Source organism: Pseudoxanthomonas sp. CF385 (genome assembly GCF_900104255.1).
Lineage (GTDB): Bacteria > Pseudomonadota > Gammaproteobacteria > Xanthomonadales > Xanthomonadaceae > Pseudoxanthomonas_A.
This window is the reverse complement of record NZ_FNKZ01000002.1, coordinates 212504-228503: the sequence shown is the minus strand read 5'-3', so window position 1 is coordinate 228503 and position 16000 is coordinate 212504. Positions and strand designations below refer to the sequence as shown.

Annotated in this window: 16 protein-coding genes and 1 tRNA gene; 13 read left to right on the top strand and 4 right to left on the bottom strand. The window is 69.9% G+C overall.

Annotated elements, in window-relative coordinates:
* Positions 1-122 precede the first annotated feature (122 nt).
* The 4 genes from BLT45_RS11275 (at position 123) to BLT45_RS11260 (ending at position 3320) form a co-directional block, all read left to right on the top strand.
* Positions 123-740 (top strand): response regulator, encoded by a 618-nt coding sequence (locus tag BLT45_RS11275; protein ID WP_093299719.1) that lies wholly within the window; start codon positions 123-125, stop codon positions 738-740.
* Between the two features lie 78 nt (positions 741-818).
* Complete coding sequence (locus tag BLT45_RS11270; RefSeq protein WP_093299715.1) at positions 819-1625, top strand: MipA/OmpV family protein; 807 nt, start codon at positions 819-821, stop codon at positions 1623-1625.
* Positions 1626-1657: 32 nt separating this feature from the next.
* Entirely contained in the window at positions 1658-2212 is a 555-nt protein-coding gene (locus BLT45_RS11265; RefSeq protein ID WP_093299710.1) for a GNAT family N-acetyltransferase, read from the top strand.
* Positions 2205-3320 carry an MBL fold metallo-hydrolase gene (locus BLT45_RS11260; RefSeq protein ID WP_254771869.1) on the top strand — a complete coding sequence of 372 codons (1116 nt, stop codon included), beginning with the start codon at positions 2205-2207 and terminating at the stop codon, positions 3318-3320. The genes BLT45_RS11265 and BLT45_RS11260 overlap by 8 nt, the downstream gene beginning before the upstream one ends.
* A 7-nt stretch (positions 3321-3327) precedes the next feature.
* On the opposite strand, the gene BLT45_RS11255 is transcribed toward BLT45_RS11260, so the two are convergent.
* The 3 genes from BLT45_RS11255 to BLT45_RS11245 form a co-directional block, all read right to left on the bottom strand.
* Complete coding sequence (locus BLT45_RS11255) at positions 3328-4704, bottom strand: ATP-binding protein (protein ID WP_093299705.1); 1377 nt, start codon at positions 4702-4704, stop codon at positions 3328-3330.
* Entirely contained in the window at positions 4701-5366 is a 666-nt protein-coding gene (locus BLT45_RS11250; protein WP_093299701.1) for a response regulator transcription factor, read from the bottom strand. Before BLT45_RS11250 ends, BLT45_RS11255 begins: the two co-directional genes overlap by 4 nt.
* A 156-nt stretch (positions 5367-5522) precedes the next feature.
* Positions 5523-5597, bottom strand: a tRNA-Glu gene (locus tag BLT45_RS11245).
* 83 nt (positions 5598-5680) lie between these two features.
* Here BLT45_RS11245 and pcnB point away from each other — a divergent pair.
* From pcnB to pgi, 6 genes are all read left to right on the top strand, one after another.
* Complete coding sequence (gene pcnB / locus BLT45_RS11240; RefSeq protein WP_254771905.1) at positions 5681-7027, top strand: polynucleotide adenylyltransferase PcnB; 1347 nt, start codon at positions 5681-5683, stop codon at positions 7025-7027.
* Entirely contained in the window at positions 7024-7515 is a 492-nt protein-coding gene (gene folK / locus BLT45_RS11235; protein WP_093299695.1) for a 2-amino-4-hydroxy-6-hydroxymethyldihydropteridine diphosphokinase, read from the top strand. Before pcnB ends, folK begins: the two co-directional genes overlap by 4 nt.
* 17 nt (positions 7516-7532) lie before the next feature.
* Positions 7533-8345 (top strand): 3-methyl-2-oxobutanoate hydroxymethyltransferase, encoded by an 813-nt coding sequence (panB, locus tag BLT45_RS11230; protein ID WP_093299691.1) that lies wholly within the window; start codon positions 7533-7535, stop codon positions 8343-8345.
* A gap of 36 nt (positions 8346-8381) precedes the next feature.
* Positions 8382-9224, top strand: a complete 843-nt coding sequence (gene panC, locus BLT45_RS11225; RefSeq protein ID WP_093299688.1) for a pantoate--beta-alanine ligase — start codon at positions 8382-8384, stop codon at positions 9222-9224.
* A gap of 92 nt (positions 9225-9316) precedes the next feature.
* Positions 9317-9697 (top strand): aspartate 1-decarboxylase, encoded by a 381-nt coding sequence (gene panD, locus BLT45_RS11220; protein WP_093299685.1) that lies wholly within the window; start codon positions 9317-9319, stop codon positions 9695-9697.
* A gap of 1 nt (position 9698) precedes the next feature.
* The gene (gene pgi / locus BLT45_RS11215; protein WP_093299680.1) at positions 9699-11210 is read left to right on the top strand and encodes a glucose-6-phosphate isomerase; all 1512 of its coding nucleotides are present in this window, start codon (positions 9699-9701) and stop codon (positions 11208-11210) included.
* A gap of 15 nt (positions 11211-11225) precedes the next feature.
* Here pgi and queG read toward each other — a convergent pair whose 3' ends face one another.
* Positions 11226-12305: a tRNA epoxyqueuosine(34) reductase QueG gene (queG, locus tag BLT45_RS11210; protein ID WP_093299675.1), complete on the bottom strand. Its 1080-nt coding sequence runs from the start codon at positions 12303-12305 to the stop codon at positions 11226-11228.
* 67 nt (positions 12306-12372) lie between these two features.
* Between queG and BLT45_RS11205 the strand changes: the two genes are divergently transcribed.
* The 3 genes from BLT45_RS11205 to BLT45_RS11195 all read left to right on the top strand — a co-directional run bounded on the left by BLT45_RS11205 (position 12373) and on the right by BLT45_RS11195 (position 15992).
* Complete coding sequence (locus BLT45_RS11205; protein ID WP_093299672.1) at positions 12373-13845, top strand: NAD(P)H-hydrate dehydratase; 1473 nt, start codon at positions 12373-12375, stop codon at positions 13843-13845.
* A 41-nt stretch (positions 13846-13886) separates the two neighbouring features.
* Positions 13887-14369: a tRNA (adenosine(37)-N6)-threonylcarbamoyltransferase complex ATPase subunit type 1 TsaE gene (tsaE, locus tag BLT45_RS11200; protein WP_093299667.1), complete on the top strand. Its 483-nt coding sequence runs from the start codon at positions 13887-13889 to the stop codon at positions 14367-14369.
* An 87-nt stretch (positions 14370-14456) separates the two neighbouring features.
* Positions 14457-15992 carry an N-acetylmuramoyl-L-alanine amidase gene (locus BLT45_RS11195; protein ID WP_254771868.1) on the top strand — a complete coding sequence of 512 codons (1536 nt, stop codon included), beginning with the start codon at positions 14457-14459 and terminating at the stop codon, positions 15990-15992.
* Positions 15993-16000: the final 8 nt, after the last annotated feature.

Sequence of the window (16000 nt, the reverse complement as noted above, 5' to 3'; positions counted from 1 at the left end):
CTCCGACTCCCTCGAATGGGGGTGGGCGGGAGCGGGCGTGCGTCGCGTAGTTGCCTGTGCGAGGAAGGCGCCCGTATCGTGATGCGACAGCGCCGCCGGGCTCCCCCGTCCAGACCGTCCCCATGCCGATCCGCATCCTCACCGTCGACGACCATCCCCTGCTGCGCGAAGGCATCGCGGCGGTGGTCGAAGGCCAGTCCGACATGGAGCTGGTGGGCGAGGCCGCCAATGGCCTGGAAGCGCTCCACGTGTTCCGGGAGTGCCGTCCCGACGTCACCCTGATGGACCTGCAGATGCCGGAAATGGGCGGGGTGGACGCCATCGGCGCCATCCATCGCGAGTTTCCCGATGCGAGGATCGTCGTCCTGACCACGTACCAGGGCGATGCGCAGGCGCTGCGCGCGTTCAAGGCCGGTGCGTCGGGCTACCTGCTCAAGAGCATGTTGCGTCGCGAACTGGTGGACACCATCCGCAGCGTGCACGCCGGCCGTCGCCGCATTCCGCCGGAGATCGCCGCCGGTATCGCCGAGCATGCCTCCGACGATGCGCTGACCTCGCGCGAGATCGAAGTGCTGCGGCAGGTCGCCGACGGCAACGGCAACAAGCGCATCGCCCACCTGCTCCGCATTTCCGAGGAGACGGTGAAGGCGCACATGAAGAACATCCTCGCCAAGCTGGCCGCCAACGACCGCACCCATGCGGTCACCATCGCCGTCCGCCGGGGCATCATCGAGCTCTGAAACGGGCTTAAGGAGTTCTTAAAGAGCCTGCGGGAGCATGGCGTGGCCGGATACCCGGTTCCCCCGCCCGAGGCCCCCATGAGTGCGCTGCGCGCCTGCACGCCCCTGTTGTTGCTGTTTCCCCTGTCCGCCACGGCACAGGTCGTCGAACGGACCGATGCCAAGGCCCTGGACCAGGTGTCCTCGCGCTGGAGCGCAGGCCTGGCCGTCGTCCACCGCGACAGCGAGTACGCCGGCGAAGGCACGCGCACGCGTCTCTACCCCAACATCGCCTACGACGGCGAGCGCTTCTACCTGCGCGGCGCCGCGTTCGGCTATCGCCTGCATTCCGACGACCGTTTCGAAGTGCGCGCGTTCGTCGCCGGCCGGCTGGACGGCATCGACGCGGATGATTTCGGCGTGGCCGAGCTTGCCCGCCGCGGCGTCGACCGGAACCTGCTGGAAGACCGCGACGACAGTGTGGACATCGGCATGGCCGCCAGCTGGAAAGGCACGGCCGGCAAGCTGGAACTCGATGTGCGCGGCGACGTCACCGGCACCAGCGACGGCTACGCCGTAGCACTGGATTACAGCTATCCGATGACATGGGGCCGCACGCACGTGATCCCGTCGGTGGGCGCAGTGCGCCTGTCGGACGACATGGCCGACTACTACTACGGCACGCTCGACGAGGAAATCGCACGCGGGGTGGTCGCCTACCGCCCGGGCGCGGTCACCACGCCGCGCGCGAGCGTCACCGTCGTCCATCCGTTCGCGAAACGCTGGGCGCTGCTCGGCAACGTGGAATACCGCGCGCTGCCCGACGCGCTGCGCGACAGCCCGCTGGTGGAAGAAGGCAAGGACCAGGCGGCGTCGTTGTTCATCGGCGTGTCGCGCGGCTTCTAGGCGATGCCCGCATTGCTCATGAGGAGATCTCCATGTCATTGACCGTATCCCCCCGGCGCCGCGATGCGGCCGTCAATCCTCTTGCGATCCGTGCCATCGCGCCGGCGCCCCAGGTCCGCGTCCATCGCGTGACCCGCGCGCAGGCCGCCGCGCTGATGCAGGTCTGCGACCGCCACATGGCGGAGCTTCCCGCCGGCGCCAGTGCCCAGCGCAGCGCCGGCGGCCGCGTGCTCGAACTGATGGAAGCCCTGTTCGAAGCGCCGCTGCGCGCGTGGGCGTGGATCGCCGAGCGCGATGGCGTGCCGCAGGGGTATGCGTTCGGCACCGTCGGGTTTTCGATGATCGACCGTGCGTACTACTTCAACCTGGAATCGCTGTTCGTGTCGGTGGACGCACGGCCCTCGGGCGCGGCCTCGGCCCTGTTCGACGCCGCGCGCGCGATGGCCGATGAACTGGGCTGCATCGACCTGCGCTGGCAAGTGCCGCTGGCGCAGGAAGGCGCGTTGGCGCTGCCCGGACAGGCCGCGGCCGCCACCATGATCCAGTACGTGTTCCCGACCTCCCTGCGGACCCTGCGCGATGAATGATCTGATCGAACCGAAGGCGCGACCGATGCGCCGTCGCTGGCGGCGCATGGCCGCCGCGGTCTGCGTGTCGGCCACGGCGGCGGCGTATGCCGGCGCATCGGGCTGCAGCACGCTCGCCTACCCCCAGTCGCCGCAATACGGCGAGGACGGCTTCCAGAACGAGCGCAAGCCGCAGCCGCTGGGCTGGCGGCAGACCAGCAAGCTCTGGTGGGATTTCCTGGTCGGCGGCAAGCCGAAGGGCACGGTGCCCGCACATGCGATCCAGGTGCAGCCGCTGTCGCCCGGACAGCTGGCGCAGGCGCCGGATGGCACGGTGTACCGCCTGGGCCACTCCACCGTGCTGCTCAAGCTGCAGGGACGCTTCTGGCTGACCGATCCGGTGTTCGCCGAGCGCGCATCGCCGGTGCAATGGGCCGGACCCAAGCGCTTCCATGCGCCGCCGCTGTCGCTGGACGACCTGCCGCACCTGTCTGCCGTAGTGCTGTCGCACGACCACTACGATCACTTGGATCGCGAGACCGTCATCGCGCTTGCGGCGAAGACGGATGTCTTCCTGACGCCGCTGGGCGTCGGCGATCGCCTGGTGCGGTGGGGCGTGCCACGCGAACGGATCCGCCAGCTTGACTGGTGGGAGCACACGGACGTGGATGGCGTGCAGTTCACCGCCACGCCGTCGCAGCACTTCTCCGGGCGTACGCTGTTCGACCGCAACAAGACGCTGTGGGCGTCGTGGGTGATCCAGGCGGACGACGCCAAGGTGTTCTTCAGTGGCGATACCGGCTACTTCGACGGTTTCCGCACCATCGGCGATCGCTTCGGGCCCTTCGACCTGACCCTGCTGGAGTGCGGTGCCTACGACCGTCGCTGGCAGGACGTGCACATGCTGCCGGCGCAGACCCTGCAGGCGCACCTGGACCTGCGCGGGCGCTGGCTGGTGCCGATCCACAACAGCACGTTCGACCTGGCCTTCCACGGGTGGAGCGAGCCGATGGAAACCCTGTATTCGCTTTCGCAGGGCGCTGGCGTGGACATCGCCACGCCCGTGATCGGCGCGCCCCTGGCGATCCGCCAGCCCGAAGGCACGCAGCCGTGGTGGCGCGCCGAATAATCGGCCGTCACGGGTTGTCGGGTGCGGCGGTGAAGCGCACCCGGCAGCCGAAGCCGCGACCGGCGATGCCGTCGCCCGCCTCGATTGACGCTTCGTGCGCGTGCGCGATCCGCTGCACCAGCGACAGGCCGATGCCGCTGCCGCGCTCGCCGTTGCCGTGGCTGCCGCGGAAAAACCGTTCGAAGATCCGGTTGCGCTCCTCGGACGGTACGCCCGGGCCGTTGTCGCGCACCGCCAGCCAGGCCGTGCGGCCGCCGTCTTCGGTCCCGCAGGCGATCTCGATGCGGCCCTGCTCGCCGCAGTAGCGCACCGCGTTGTCGATCAGGTTGCGGGCCAGGATGCCGAGGTCGTCGAGATCGCCACGCACGCTGGCGGGCTCCGCATGCACGCTGATCGTCTGCCCGCGCCGCGCCGCCATCGATTCGAACTCGCGCGCGACCATCGTCACCACGTCGGGCAGCTGCACGGTCGGCTGTTCTTCGCGCAACGGCGAAGCGTCGACGCGCGCCGAATCCAGCAGTTGCTGCGCCAGCCGCGAGGTGCGCTGGATGCCCTGGACCAGCGGTTCCAGGGCCGCGCGCGCGTCCGCCTGCGAGCCGGCGCGCAGCGCCACCTGGGTCTGGGTCAGCAATGCCGCCAACGGGGTACGCAGTTCGTGTGCGGCGTCGGCGAGGAACTGGCGTTCGCCCCGCATCGCCTCGGACAGGCGCTCCAGCAGGAGATTGAAAGAATCCACCAGCGGCCGGATCTCGCGCGGCAGGCCGGCGGAGGGCAGGGGGGCGAGGTCGTGCGCTTCGCGCTGCGCCATCTCGCGGCGCAGCCGGTTCATCGGGCGCAGGCTCCAGTGGATGGCCAGGCCGACCGTCATCCCGAGGATGAGCAGGATGACGATCCCGCTCCACACGCTGACCTTCACCCAGTAAGCGAGCTCGGCGCGCATCGCGGACAACGACATGCCGGACTGCACCTGGATACGTCCGCCGGCGTCGGTGACCGCGTAGACGCGCCAAGGTTCGCCGGCCACCTCGGTCACCATGAAGCCGGGCTTGAAGTCCGCCTTCAGCGGCTGGATCGGCGCCCCATCGGACAGCACGACCGGCTTGTCGCGTCCGAGGATCCACACCTGGTAGCGCAAGGTGTCGAACTTGCGGCCGGCCACGCTCGGGCGCGTCGGCAGGCGCAGGCGCGGCCCATCGCCCAGCGCGGTGAGGTTGGCGGGCATCGACAGCAGGATCTGCTCGCTGACCTCCTGCAGGAACAGGTCGTCATGGCCTTTCTGCTGGCGCGTCATCTGGAAGTGCTGCCCGCCGAGCCAGCAGCCCCAGCCCAGCGCGAGGGGTGTCATCACCGCGAGCAGCAGTTTGGACTTGAGGGAATGGCTCATTCGGCGTCCCCCAGGCGGTACCCGAACCCGTGCACGGTGGCGATGACGCCGTCGCCCAGCTTCTTGCGCAACTGGTGGATGTACACCGCGATGGTGTTGCTTTCGATCGCGCCATCGCCGCCGTAGACGAGCGACTCCAGCGTCTCGCGCGCGATCACCCGGCCCGGACGTTCCATCAGCGCGAGCAGCGTGCGGTACTCGTGCACACCGAGCCGCACCGGGCGGTCGCCTTGGCGCACCGAACGGTCGGCCGGATCCAGCACGATGTCGCCATGGCGCAGGACGGGGGCCACGCGCCCCTGCGTGCGGCGGACCACGGCACGCAGCCGCGCGCCCAGCTCGCCGGCTTCGAACGGTTTGACGATGTAGTCGTCGGCCCCGGCATCCAGGCCGCGCACGCGGTCGCTCAGCTGGTCGCGCGCGGTGATGATCAGGACGGGCGTCGTGTCGTAGCGCTGGCGGAGGGCGGCCAGAACGTCCAGGCCGGACCCGCGGGGCAGGCCCAGGTCCAGCAGGACGGCGGTATAGCCGTGGTCCACCAGCGCAAGGCGCGCGGCGGCGGCATCCTCGGCGCGGTCGATGGACCAGCCGTCCTGCGCCAGCGCGGCGGCTAGCGCGTCGCCGAGCATGCGATCGTCTTCAACCAGGAGCAGGCGCGACACGGGCGGCCCTCGTCAGGGTGGGGCGACCATGCTAGGTCGACGCGATTAAACCGTCTTTAATGCGTCCGTGCCCGGGTCCGCAAACACAAAACCCCGCCGGGGCGGGGTCTTGGTGGTTCACCATGCTGCGGATCTCAACCCGCAGCCTCAGCCGGATGGCGCTCCCTAGGGGGCTCGAACCCCTATTTTAGCCTTGAGAGGGCCACGTCCTAACCATTAGACGAAGGGAGCGTTTTTGGTGAAACCGGCGTAGCGGATTAGTATAGGCGGCGGTCAGGCTCAGGGCAATCCATCCCGCCGACCGCTTTACCCTCCTGCATGGAACTGCCGCTATTACGCCCGCCACCGCTCTGCGAACCATCCCGCGCGACCAGCACACCATTTCGCGCAAGGACATCAGCCCGAACGCGCTGCGTGTGCTTTACCGCCTGCGGGATGCCGGCTTCCAGGCCTATCTGGTGGGGGGCGCGGTGCGCGACCTGCTGGTCGGCGGCCACCCCAAGGACTTCGACGTGGCCACCGACGCCACGCCGGAGCAGGTGCGCCAGCAGTTCCGCAACTGCCGCCTGATCGGCCGCCGCTTCCGCCTGGCGCACGTGGTGTTCGGGCGCGAGATCATCGAGGTCGCCACCTTCCGCGCCAACAGCGACGACGGCAGCGGCGATCGCGAGATGGACAATGGTCGGCTGGTCCGCGACAACGTCTACGGCACGGTGGAGGACGATGCGGTCCGCCGCGACTTCACCGCCAACGCGCTGTACTACGCCATCGATGATTTCTCGGTGCGCGACTACGTCGGCGGGTTCGAGGACGTGATGGCGCGCCAGCTCAAGCTGATCGGCGATCCGGAGCTGCGCTACCGCGAAGATCCGGTCCGCATGCTGCGCGCGGTGCGCCTGGCGGCCAAGCTGGGCTTCGAGATTGAGGCCGACACCGCGGCGCCGATCGCGCCGTTGGCGCCGCTGCTGGCCGAGGCCGCGCCAGCGCGGCTGTTCGAGGAAATCCTGAAGCTGTTCCTGTCCGGCCACGCGGTGGCGAGTTTCGAGGGACTGGAGCGCTTCGGCCTGTTGAAGGTGCTGCTGCCGGAGACCGCGGCGGCGCTGGCGTCCAACCGCAGCGGCGCGCTGCGCCGCATGCTGGTCGCCGGCCTGGCCGGCACCGACCAGCGCGTGGCCAACGACGAGCCGGTGTCGCCGGCGTTCCTGTTCGCCCTGCTGCTGTGGCCGGCGTACTGCCGTGCGCTGATGGGCCTGCAGGCTTCCGGCGTGCACGCGGAAGAAGCGCAACGCCGCGCGGCCGACCGCGTGACCCTGCACCAGTTGAACACCATCGCGCTGCCGCGCCGCTTCTCGCTGCCGATGCAGGAGATCTGGCTGCTGCAGACGCGCTTCGGCAACCGCCAGCGCAAGCGCGTCGTCCGCCTGCTGTCGCACCCGCGATTCCGCGCCGCGTTCGATTTCCTCGTGCTGCGCCTGGAAGCGTCGCCGGAGCATGCCGAGGACGTCGCGTTCTGGCGCGAAGCACAGACCCAGTCGGGCGACGAACTGTCCGCCGCGCTCGGTGTCGGTGCGCCCGGCGATGACCTGCAGGGTGACGACGCGGCTCCGTCCAAGCGCCGCCGTCGCCGCCGCCGCCGCGGTGCGGCGTCCCAGGCCGAATGACCTCCCGCGTCCGGGCCTGCATCGGCCTGGGGGCCAACCTCGGGGATGCCGCCAACACGCTGCGCCGCGCCTTCGATGCGTTGGCGGCATGCGATGGCATCGAGGTGTTGCGCACGTCGCGCCTGTACCGCACACCCGCATGGGGGCGCGAAGACCAGCCGGATTTCATCAACGCCGTCGCCCTGGTGGACACGACACTCGCCCCGCGGGCGTTGCTGGAACGGTTGCTCGCGGTCGAGTCGGCGTTCGGGCGGCAGCGCGCCGACGGCGAGCGCTGGGGTCCGCGCACGCTGGACCTGGACCTGCTGCTGTACGGCGATGCCGTCGTGGACGAGGCAGGGCTGCATGTGCCGCATCCGCACCTGCATGAACGCGCCTTCGCGCTCGTGCCGCTGCTCGAGGTGCTTCCCGACGCCCGTATCCCCGGTTACGGCGATGCGCGGGATGCTGTGTCCGGACTCGAAATGTCCAACATCCATCCGTTATGAGTGGATAATGCAGGGCTATGAGCACGCACGCCGACAGCAAGCCCTGGACCGTCCCCGCCCTCGCTGACGCCAAGCGCGACGGTCGCAAGCTGGTGATGCTGACCGCCTACGACAACAGTTTCGCCCGCGTGCTGGACCGCAACGGCGTGGACCTCGTGTTGATCGGCGATTCGTTGGGCATGGTGGTGCAGGGGCACGACTCGACGCTGCCGGTGACGGTGGACGACATCGTCTACCACACCCGTGCCGTTGCCCGCGGCCTGGATCGCGCGCTGCTGGTCGCCGACCTGCCGTTCCAGTCCGACGCCACGCCGGAGCGTGCGCTCGATGCCGCCATCGTCCTGCTGCAGGCGGGTGCGGAGATGGTCAAGCTCGAAGGCGCGGGCCACAAGCTCGACGTCATCCGCTTCCTGGTGGAGCGCGACATCCCGGTCTGCGCGCACCTCGGGCTGACCCCGCAGTCGGTGCTCGCGTTCGGCGGCTACAAGGTGCAGGGCCGGGGCGATTCGGCTGCCGCGAAGCTGCGTGCGGATGCGCGTGCCGTGGCCGACGCCGGCGCGCAGTTGCTGGTGCTGGAATGCGTGCCGTCGCCGCTGGCCGCGGCCATTACCGCGGACCTCGCCATCCCCACCATCGGCATCGGCGCCGGCCCCGGCTGCGACGGGCAGGTGCTGGTGCTGCACGATTTCCTCGGCCTGGACACGGGCCACCGCCGGCCGAAGTTCGTCAAGGATTTCCTGGCCGAAGGCGGTTCGGTGGCGGGCGCGGTGCGTGCCTATGCCGACGCGGTGCGCAGCGGGGCGTTCCCCGACGACGCCCACTCCTACTGACCGCGCCGCGCGCACCGACACGCCACAGGGGCCACGATGATCGAGACCATTACCGAACTTGACGCGTTGCGCGCACGCGTCAGGGAGTGGAAGCAGCAGGGTTTACGGGTCGGCTTCGTGCCGACGATGGGCAACCTGCATGCGGGCCACTACTCGCTGGTGATGCTGGCGCGGCAGTACGCCGACCGCGTGGTGTCCAGTGTGTTCGTCAACCCGACCCAGTTCGGTCCCAACGAAGACTTCACCCGCTACCCGCGCACGCCGGAAGCGGACATGAGCGGGCTCGAAGGCGCCGGGTGCGATGTCCTGTGGTTGCCGACGGTCGAATCGATGTATCCCTTCGGCGTCGAGCTGGCGGCCCGGGTGCACGTCCCCGGTGTCAGCAGTGTGCTGGAAGGCGCGCATCGTCCTGGCCACTTCGATGGCGTGTGTACGGTGGTGGGCCGCTTGTTCAACCAGGTGCAGGCCGACGTGGCGGCGTTCGGCAAGAAGGACTACCAGCAGCTGGCGGTGATCCGTCAGTTGGTCACCGATCTGGCTTTCCCCGTCCAGATCCTCGCTGGCAGCATCGTGCGCGAACCCGATGGCCTGGCGATGAGCTCGCGCAACCAGTACCTGTCCGCGGACGAGCGTCCGCGCGCCGCCGAGATCCGCAAGGTGCTCATCGCCATGCGCGACGGACTGCTGGCCGGGCAGTCGCGCGCGCAGGTGGAAGCCGACGCGGCGCGGCGACTCGCCGAGGTCGGGTACGTCGTGGACTACACCGTGGTCCGCCGCCCCGACCTGAGCGAGCCGGTGGACGGCGAGCAGGGGCCGCGGGTCGCCCTGATCGCGGCCAAGCTGGGCCGCACGCGGCTGATCGACAACCTGGAATTCTGACCGCGGCGGTGGCGACACGGTGGTGCACGGCCGTGCACGCCGCGCCGGGCGCGAAGGGCTAAACTTCGCGTCCCGATCCAGATTCCGCCCCCATGCACCTCAGCCTGCTCAAGACCAAGATCCACCGCGCGACCGTCACCCATTCCGAGCTGAACTACGAAGGCTCCATCGCCATCGACGGCCTGCTGCTGGACGCCACCGGCATCCGCGAATTCGAACAGGTGCACATCTGGGACGTCACCAACGGCGCGCGCTTTTCGACGTATGCGATCCGTGCCGACGAGGGCAGCGGCATCGTGTCGCTCAACGGCGGCGCCGCGCGCCACGTGCAGGTAGGCGACCTGATCATCATCGCGGCGTTCGCATCGATGAGCGAGCAGGAAGCCGACCAGTTCCAGCCGACCCTGGTGTACGTGGACGGCCAGAACCGCATCACCCACACCAACCGCAGCATCCCCAAGCAGGCGGCCTGACATGAGCAACGGCTTCGACGCGCTGCACTCCCACGCCACGCGCCTGCGCGGCTCCACTCTGGGCGAGTTGCTGGCGCGCGAGCCCGACCGCGTCGCCGCGCACACCCTGCGTAGCGGTCCGCTGTACTTCAACTTCGCGCGCCAGTCGTACGACGCGCCGGCCGTGCAGACCCTGCTCACGCAGGCGCAGGCCGCCGACCTCACGGGCGCGTTCCGTCGCCTGTTCGATGGCGAGAAGGTCAACGTCACCGAAGGGCGCGCGGCACTCCACACCGCGCTGCGTGGCCAGCTTTCCGATGCGGTTGTCGCGCGCGAGGCCCACGCCAGTGCACTCGAAGTGCGCAAGCGCATGGCAGCATTGGTCGCGCAGCTGGAAGCCAGCGGCATCACCGACATCGTCAGCGTCGGCATCGGCGGTTCAGATCTCGGGCCGCGGCTGGTGGCCGACGCACTGCGCGATCCGCTGCCCGGGCGCTTCCGCGTGCACTTCCTGTCCAACGTCGACGGCGCGGCGGCACAGCGGACGCTGGCCCCGCTGGACCCCGCGCGTACCGCGGCGATCCTGATTTCCAAGACCTTCGGCACCCAGGAGACGCTGCTCAACGGCGGCATCCTGCGCGACTGGCTGGGCGGTAGCGATCGCCTGTATGCCGTCAGCGCCAATCCCGAGCGCGCCGCAGCCTCGTTCGCGATCGATGCCGCGCGCGTGCTGCCGATGTGGGATTGGGTCGGCGGCCGTTATTCGCTGTGGTCGGCCGTGGGCCTGCCGATCGCGCTGGCGATCGGGTTCGATCGCTTCGAACGCCTGCTGGCGGGTGCCTCGGCCTTCGACGCGCATGTCATCGGAACGCCGCTCGCCGACAACATCGCCGTGCGCCACGCCCTCACCGCGGTGTGGAACCGCAACGTGCTCGGCCACGCCGCGCAGGGCGTGATGACCTACGACCAGCGCCTGGCCCTGCTGCCGGCCTACCTGCAGCAGCTCGTCATGGAGAGCCTGGGCAAGTCGGTGATGCTGGACGGCAGCCCCGTAGGCGTCGACACGGTGCCGGTGTGGTGGGGCGGTGCGGGCACCGACGTGCAGCACAGCTTTTTCCAGGCGCTGCACCAGGGCACGCAGATCGTGCCGCTGGATTTCGTGGGCACCGTGCGCAACGACGATCCCTACGGCGAGAACCACCTGGCGCTGATGTCCAACCTGCTGGCGCAGAGCGAAGCGCTGGCGAACGGCCAGGCCAGCGACGATCCGCACCGCAGCTACGCCGGCGGGCGCCCGAGCACGATGATCCTGCTGGACGCGCTGACCCCCGAATCGCTCGGCGGCCTGATCGCGATGTACGAGCACAGCGTCTACGCGCAGTCGGTGCTCTGGGGCATCAATGCGTTCGACCAGTTCGGCGTGGAGCTCGGCAAGCAGCTGGCGAACGGCTTGCTGCCGGCGCTGAAAGGCGAAACCGAGGCGAAGGACCCGGTCACGCGCGCGTTGCTCGCCGAGATCGCCGCGCGCGGTTGACGCCGACGTGGCGTGCTAAAGGGGCGCGTGCCGGTCCAGCGCCCAGTTGACGTGCTCGCGCACCACGGCTGAAGGATCGTCCCGGCGGCTCGCCAGTGCGGCGAGCACGTCGGGCGTCGTGGGCGCGTTGCCGAGGGCGACGGCGATGTTGCGCAACCAGCGTTCGTGGCCGCTGCGGCGGATGGCCGAGCCTTCGGTGCGGCGCAGGAATTCCTCTTCGCTCCACGCGAACAGCTGCGGCAGCGTCGCGACGTCCAGATCGTTGCGCGCGCGGAAGTCCGGTTCGTCGGTGCGCTGGGCGAACTTGTTCCAGGGGCAGACCAGCTGGCAGTCGTCGCAGCCGAAGATGCGGTTGCCGATCGCGGGCCTCAGTTCCTCGGGGATCGCGCCTTCGTGCTCGATCGTCAGATAGGAAATGCAGCGGCGCGCGTCCAGCCGGTAGGGCGCGGTGATCGCCTGCGTCGGGCAGACCTCGATGCAGCGCGTGCAGGTGCCGCAGTGCGCGGTCGCCGGCGCGTCGACCGGTAGCGGCAGGTCGACATAGATCTCGCCGAGGAAGAACCACGACCCGCCATCCTTGTCGATCAGGCAGGTGTGCTTGCCGATCCAGCCCAAGCCCGCGTTGCGCGCGAGCGCGCGCTCCAGCACCGGCGCCGAATCGACGAACACGCGGTGCCCGAATGCACCGAACTCCTCCTGCAGCCGCTCGGCCAGTTTCTGCAGCCGGTTGCGCATCAGCTTGTGGTAGTCGCGCCCCAGCGCATACCGCGCCACGTAGGCGCGCCGGCCGTCGGCGAGGGTGTTCCAGGCATCGTCGCTGTCGTTGCGCCCGTAGTCCAGGCCCACCGAGATCACCCGCAGCGTGCCGGGGATCAGCTCCTGCGGGCGCGAACGCTTGTCGCCGTGGTGCGCCATCCAGTCCATCGAGCCGTACAGGCCCTGGGCCAGCCAGTCGCGCAGGTGTTGCTCGTCTTCGCCCAGTTCGATACCGGTGATGCCGCAGCGCTGGAAACCGAATTCGCGAGCCAGCGCGCGCACGCGCTCGGCGAGCGCGGCGGGGGCGGGGAGAGGCGAGGGCGGTCCGGGCACGGGCATGCGCAAAGTATAGGTGGGTCGCCGGTGTTCACTTTCGCGCAACCCGGGCCGGACCTAGAATCCGCGCATGTCAGGCACCGTGCCCCTGTACTCCACCCTTGCCGCGCGGGCGCTGGATGCGCATGCCACGCGCCTGCTGGGGGGCGATAGCTACACGCTGATGCAGCGGGCGGGGCAGGTGGCGTGGCGGCATGTGCTGATGCACTGGCCCGATGCGCAGCGCATCGTCGTGGTGTGCGGCCCCGGCAGCAACGGCGGCGACGGCTACGTGCTGGCGCGGCATGCGCATCGTGCGGGGCGCGCGGTCGACGTGGTCCATCTGCACGAGCACGGACCGGCCAACCCCGTTGCCCAGCGCGCCTGCACCGACTACGTGGCCGCAGGTGGACGCGTGACCCTGTTCGATGGCGCGCTGCCGGTGGCCGGTCTGGTGGTGGATGCGCTGTTCGGTATCGGCTTTTCGCGCGCTCCGGAGGCCGGCTCGCATGCGCTGATCGATGCCATCAACGCCCAGGCCGTGCCGGTGTTTTCGCTGGACGTTCCCAGCGGCGTCGATGCCGACCGCGGCGGCGTGCCCGGGGTGGCGGTGGTGGCGACGCGCACGCTGCAGTTCATCGCCCGGCATGCGGGCCTGCATACCGGCGACGCGCTGGAATACACCGGTGTGCTGTCACTGGACGATCTCGACGTGCCCGCCGAAGCCTTCGATGGCGTGCAGACGCATGCGTCGCTGCTCGACCAGGATGCGCTGGCGCTCTGGTTGCTGCCGCGTCGTCGCAATACGCACAAGGGCGAGTCCGGCCACGTGCTGTGCATCGGTGGCGACGACGGCAGCGGCGGTGCGGTCGCGCTGTGCGCGGACGCCGCGCTGCGCGCTGGGGCCGGGCTGGTGAGCGTGGCGACGCGCGCCGTGCATGTCAGCGCGATCCTCGCGCGTCGTCCGGAAGCGATGGTGCGCGGCGTCGAATCGTCGGAAGATCTGGCGCCGATGCTCGCGCGCGCCGGCGTCATCGCGATCGGGCCTGGCCTGGGGCAGGGCGATTGGGCACGCGCCTTGCTGCAGCAGGCATTGCGCAGCGGACGTCCGCTCGTCGTCGATGCGGATGCCTTGAACCTGCTGGCATCGACGCCGCAGGCGCTGCACGATGCGGTGCTCACGCCGCATCCCGGGGAAGCCGCGCGTTTGCTCGACTGCACGACGGCCGAGATCCAGTCGGACCGCTTCAACGCCGCGCGCGCCATCGCGCAGCGCCATGCATGCGTGGTCGTGCTGAAGGGTGCGGGCACGATCGTGGCCGCGCCCGACGGAGTGCTGCAGGTGATCGATGCCGGTAATCCCGGCATGGCGGTGGGCGGGATGGGCGACGTGCTTACCGGCGTGATCGCCGCATTGCGCGCGCAGGGCCTGTCGGCCTTCGATGCCGCCAGCGCCGGCGCGCTGCTGCATGCACTGGCCGGCGACGCCGCCGCGTGGGATGGGCAGCGTGGATTGCTGCCTTCGGACCTGATGCCGCACCTGCGCCGCCTCGCCAATCCCTGAGCGCGGAAGCGCGCCGCGGCGCCAGCGCTTAGAATCACGGCATGCACTTGTTCCTTGCCGACAGCGACGCCACCGAATCCCTGGGTCAGGCACTCGCGCGCACGCGTCCCGCGCATGCCGTCGTGCACCTGCGCGGCGATCTCGGCGCGGGCAAGTCGACGCTGGCGCGTGCGCTGTTGCGTGCGCTCGGTGTGGCCGGTGCGATCCGCAGCCCGACCTATACGCTGGTCGAGCGTTATCCGGTGGCGGGCGGCGAGGCCTGGCACCTGGACCTCTACCGCATCGGCGATGCCGGCGAACTCGAGTTCCTCGGTCTGGACGAGGGGGCTGCAGTGCTTTGGCTCGTGGAATGGCCGGAACGCGGCGGCGCCTCGCTGCCGCCGGCCGACCTGGTGGTATCCCTGCAGGTCGAGGACAGCGGGCGCGCGGCCGTCTGCGAAGCCGGTTCCCCGGAGGGCGAGCGCTGGCTTGCGCGGGTCGCGGCGGAAGGCCAGTTGCAGGCATCAGTTGCCCAGACTGGTTAGGAACAGCTTCCAGGTTGCGGATTATTAAGGGAAAACACCTTGCATTCGTGACCTGATGGTGCTTGAATCCGCGGCATGAGCCCGGGGATGCCCACCACCGTTACGCTGCGCGCCGCCCTCGCGGGCCTGCTGGCCGTGCTGCCGCTATCGCTGTGGGCCGGCGAAGTCACCGGTGTGAGCATCGCGCAGGGAGCTACCGGCACCCGCGCGGAGATCCAACTGGCGGGTGCCGGGCAGTACAAGACCCTCAGCCTGAAAGGCCCGGATCGCCTCGTCGTCGACCTGCCGGCGTCGAAGGCGCGTGCAGGGCTGCGGCTGCCGGCGCCTGCCGGCATCGTGCGCGCGGTGCGGACCGGGCAGCCCGATCCGAACACGCTGCGCATCGTCTTCGACCTCGCTTCGCCCGTGGCCGCGCTCAATCCGCGCATGGAGCAGGCCGGCGAGTCCTCGCGCCTGGTGATCGAATGGCCGGGCGATGGCGCCGCACCCGCGGCGTCGACGCAGGCGGTCGCGAGCGCGCCCTCGACGACGGCTCCGCCGCCCACCCCGACATCCGCATCGCAGGCCCAGGCCGACGCCGCGCGCGCGACCGCGCTGCTGACAGCGCAGGTCGCACAGGCAGGCCAAGCGCCTGCCGCGACGCCGCCGTCGACCACGGTCAGCGCGTCGCCTTCGCCCCAGGCCATCCTCAACGGTCAATCGACGGCCACCGTGGTGCCGGCTGACGCCGGTAGCCCGCCGCCGACCTACACCATCGCCACCGGCCAGCCGACGCCGATGCCGGGCTCGGCTGCCGCGAACGTCGCGTCGGACACGGCTGCGGCGACACCGAAGGCATCGCCCGTCGTCACCGCCGGCATGCGCCCGCTGGTGATCGCCATCGATCCTGGCCACGGCGGCCAGGACCCCGGCGCGATCGGCCCGAGCGGCCGCTACGAAAAGCACGCGGTGCTGGCCATCTCCAAGGAGCTGGCGCGGCAGATCAACGCCACGCCCGGCATGAAGGCCTATCTGGTCCGCGACACCGACGTCTACGTCGAGCGTCCGCAGCGGGCCCGCAAGGCGCGCGCGGCCAAGGCGGACATGTTCGTCTCCATCCACGCCGATGCCGCGGAAAACCGCAGTGCCTGGGGTTCGTCGGTGTACGTCCTGTCCCTGCGCGGCGCGTCCTCGCAGCACGCGCGCTGGCTGGCCGACAAGGAAAACGCCTCCGACCTGGTCGGTGGCGTGCGGCTGACCAAGGACACGCTGTCCAACGTGCTGCTCGACCTCGCCCAGAGCGGCCACATGAAGGCCTCGCAGGACGCGGCCGGGCATGTGCTGACCTCGCTGAAGGACCTGGGCAAGACCCACAAGCCGCAGATCGAGTTCGCCAACTTCGAAGTGCTGCGCAACTCCGACATGCCGGCCATGCTGGTGGAGACGGGCTTCATCTCCAATGCGGACGAGGAAAAGCGCCTGTTCGATCCCGCGCATCAGCGCAAGGTGGCGGGCGCGGTGCTGGACGGCATCCAGTCCTACTTCACCCGCCAGCCCCCGCCGGGCACGCTGTTCGCGGCCCGCGCGCAGGCCGAGGCCGAAGCACGCAGTGTTGCGGCGGGTGGGGCCGCCGGCGCGCCCTGATCGCGCGT

Coding starts and splice junctions, on each gene's coding strand:
- panB (WP_093299691.1), top strand. CDS start 7,533: ATGAGCACGCACGCCGACAGCAAGCCCTGGACCGTCCCCGCCCTCGCT.
- BLT45_RS11270 (WP_093299715.1), top strand. CDS start 819: ATGAGTGCGCTGCGCGCCTGCACGCCCCTGTTGTTGCTGTTTCCCCTG.
- tsaE (WP_093299667.1), top strand. CDS start 13,887: ATGCACTTGTTCCTTGCCGACAGCGACGCCACCGAATCCCTGGGTCAG.
- BLT45_RS11275 (WP_093299719.1), top strand. CDS start 123: ATGCCGATCCGCATCCTCACCGTCGACGACCATCCCCTGCTGCGCGAA.
- BLT45_RS11260 (WP_254771869.1), top strand. CDS start 2,205: ATGAATGATCTGATCGAACCGAAGGCGCGACCGATGCGCCGTCGCTGG.
- BLT45_RS11265 (WP_093299710.1), top strand. CDS start 1,658: ATGTCATTGACCGTATCCCCCCGGCGCCGCGATGCGGCCGTCAATCCT.
- BLT45_RS11255 (WP_093299705.1), bottom strand. CDS start 4,704: ATGAGCCATTCCCTCAAGTCCAAACTGCTGCTCGCGGTGATGACACCC.
- panD (WP_093299685.1), top strand. CDS start 9,317: ATGCACCTCAGCCTGCTCAAGACCAAGATCCACCGCGCGACCGTCACC.
- panC (WP_093299688.1), top strand. CDS start 8,382: ATGATCGAGACCATTACCGAACTTGACGCGTTGCGCGCACGCGTCAGG.
- BLT45_RS11195 (WP_254771868.1), top strand. CDS start 14,457: ATGCCCACCACCGTTACGCTGCGCGCCGCCCTCGCGGGCCTGCTGGCC.
- queG (WP_093299675.1), bottom strand. CDS start 12,305: ATGCCCGTGCCCGGACCGCCCTCGCCTCTCCCCGCCCCCGCCGCGCTC.
- folK (WP_093299695.1), top strand. CDS start 7,024: ATGACCTCCCGCGTCCGGGCCTGCATCGGCCTGGGGGCCAACCTCGGG.
- pgi (WP_093299680.1), top strand. CDS start 9,699: ATGAGCAACGGCTTCGACGCGCTGCACTCCCACGCCACGCGCCTGCGC.
- BLT45_RS11205 (WP_093299672.1), top strand. CDS start 12,373: ATGTCAGGCACCGTGCCCCTGTACTCCACCCTTGCCGCGCGGGCGCTG.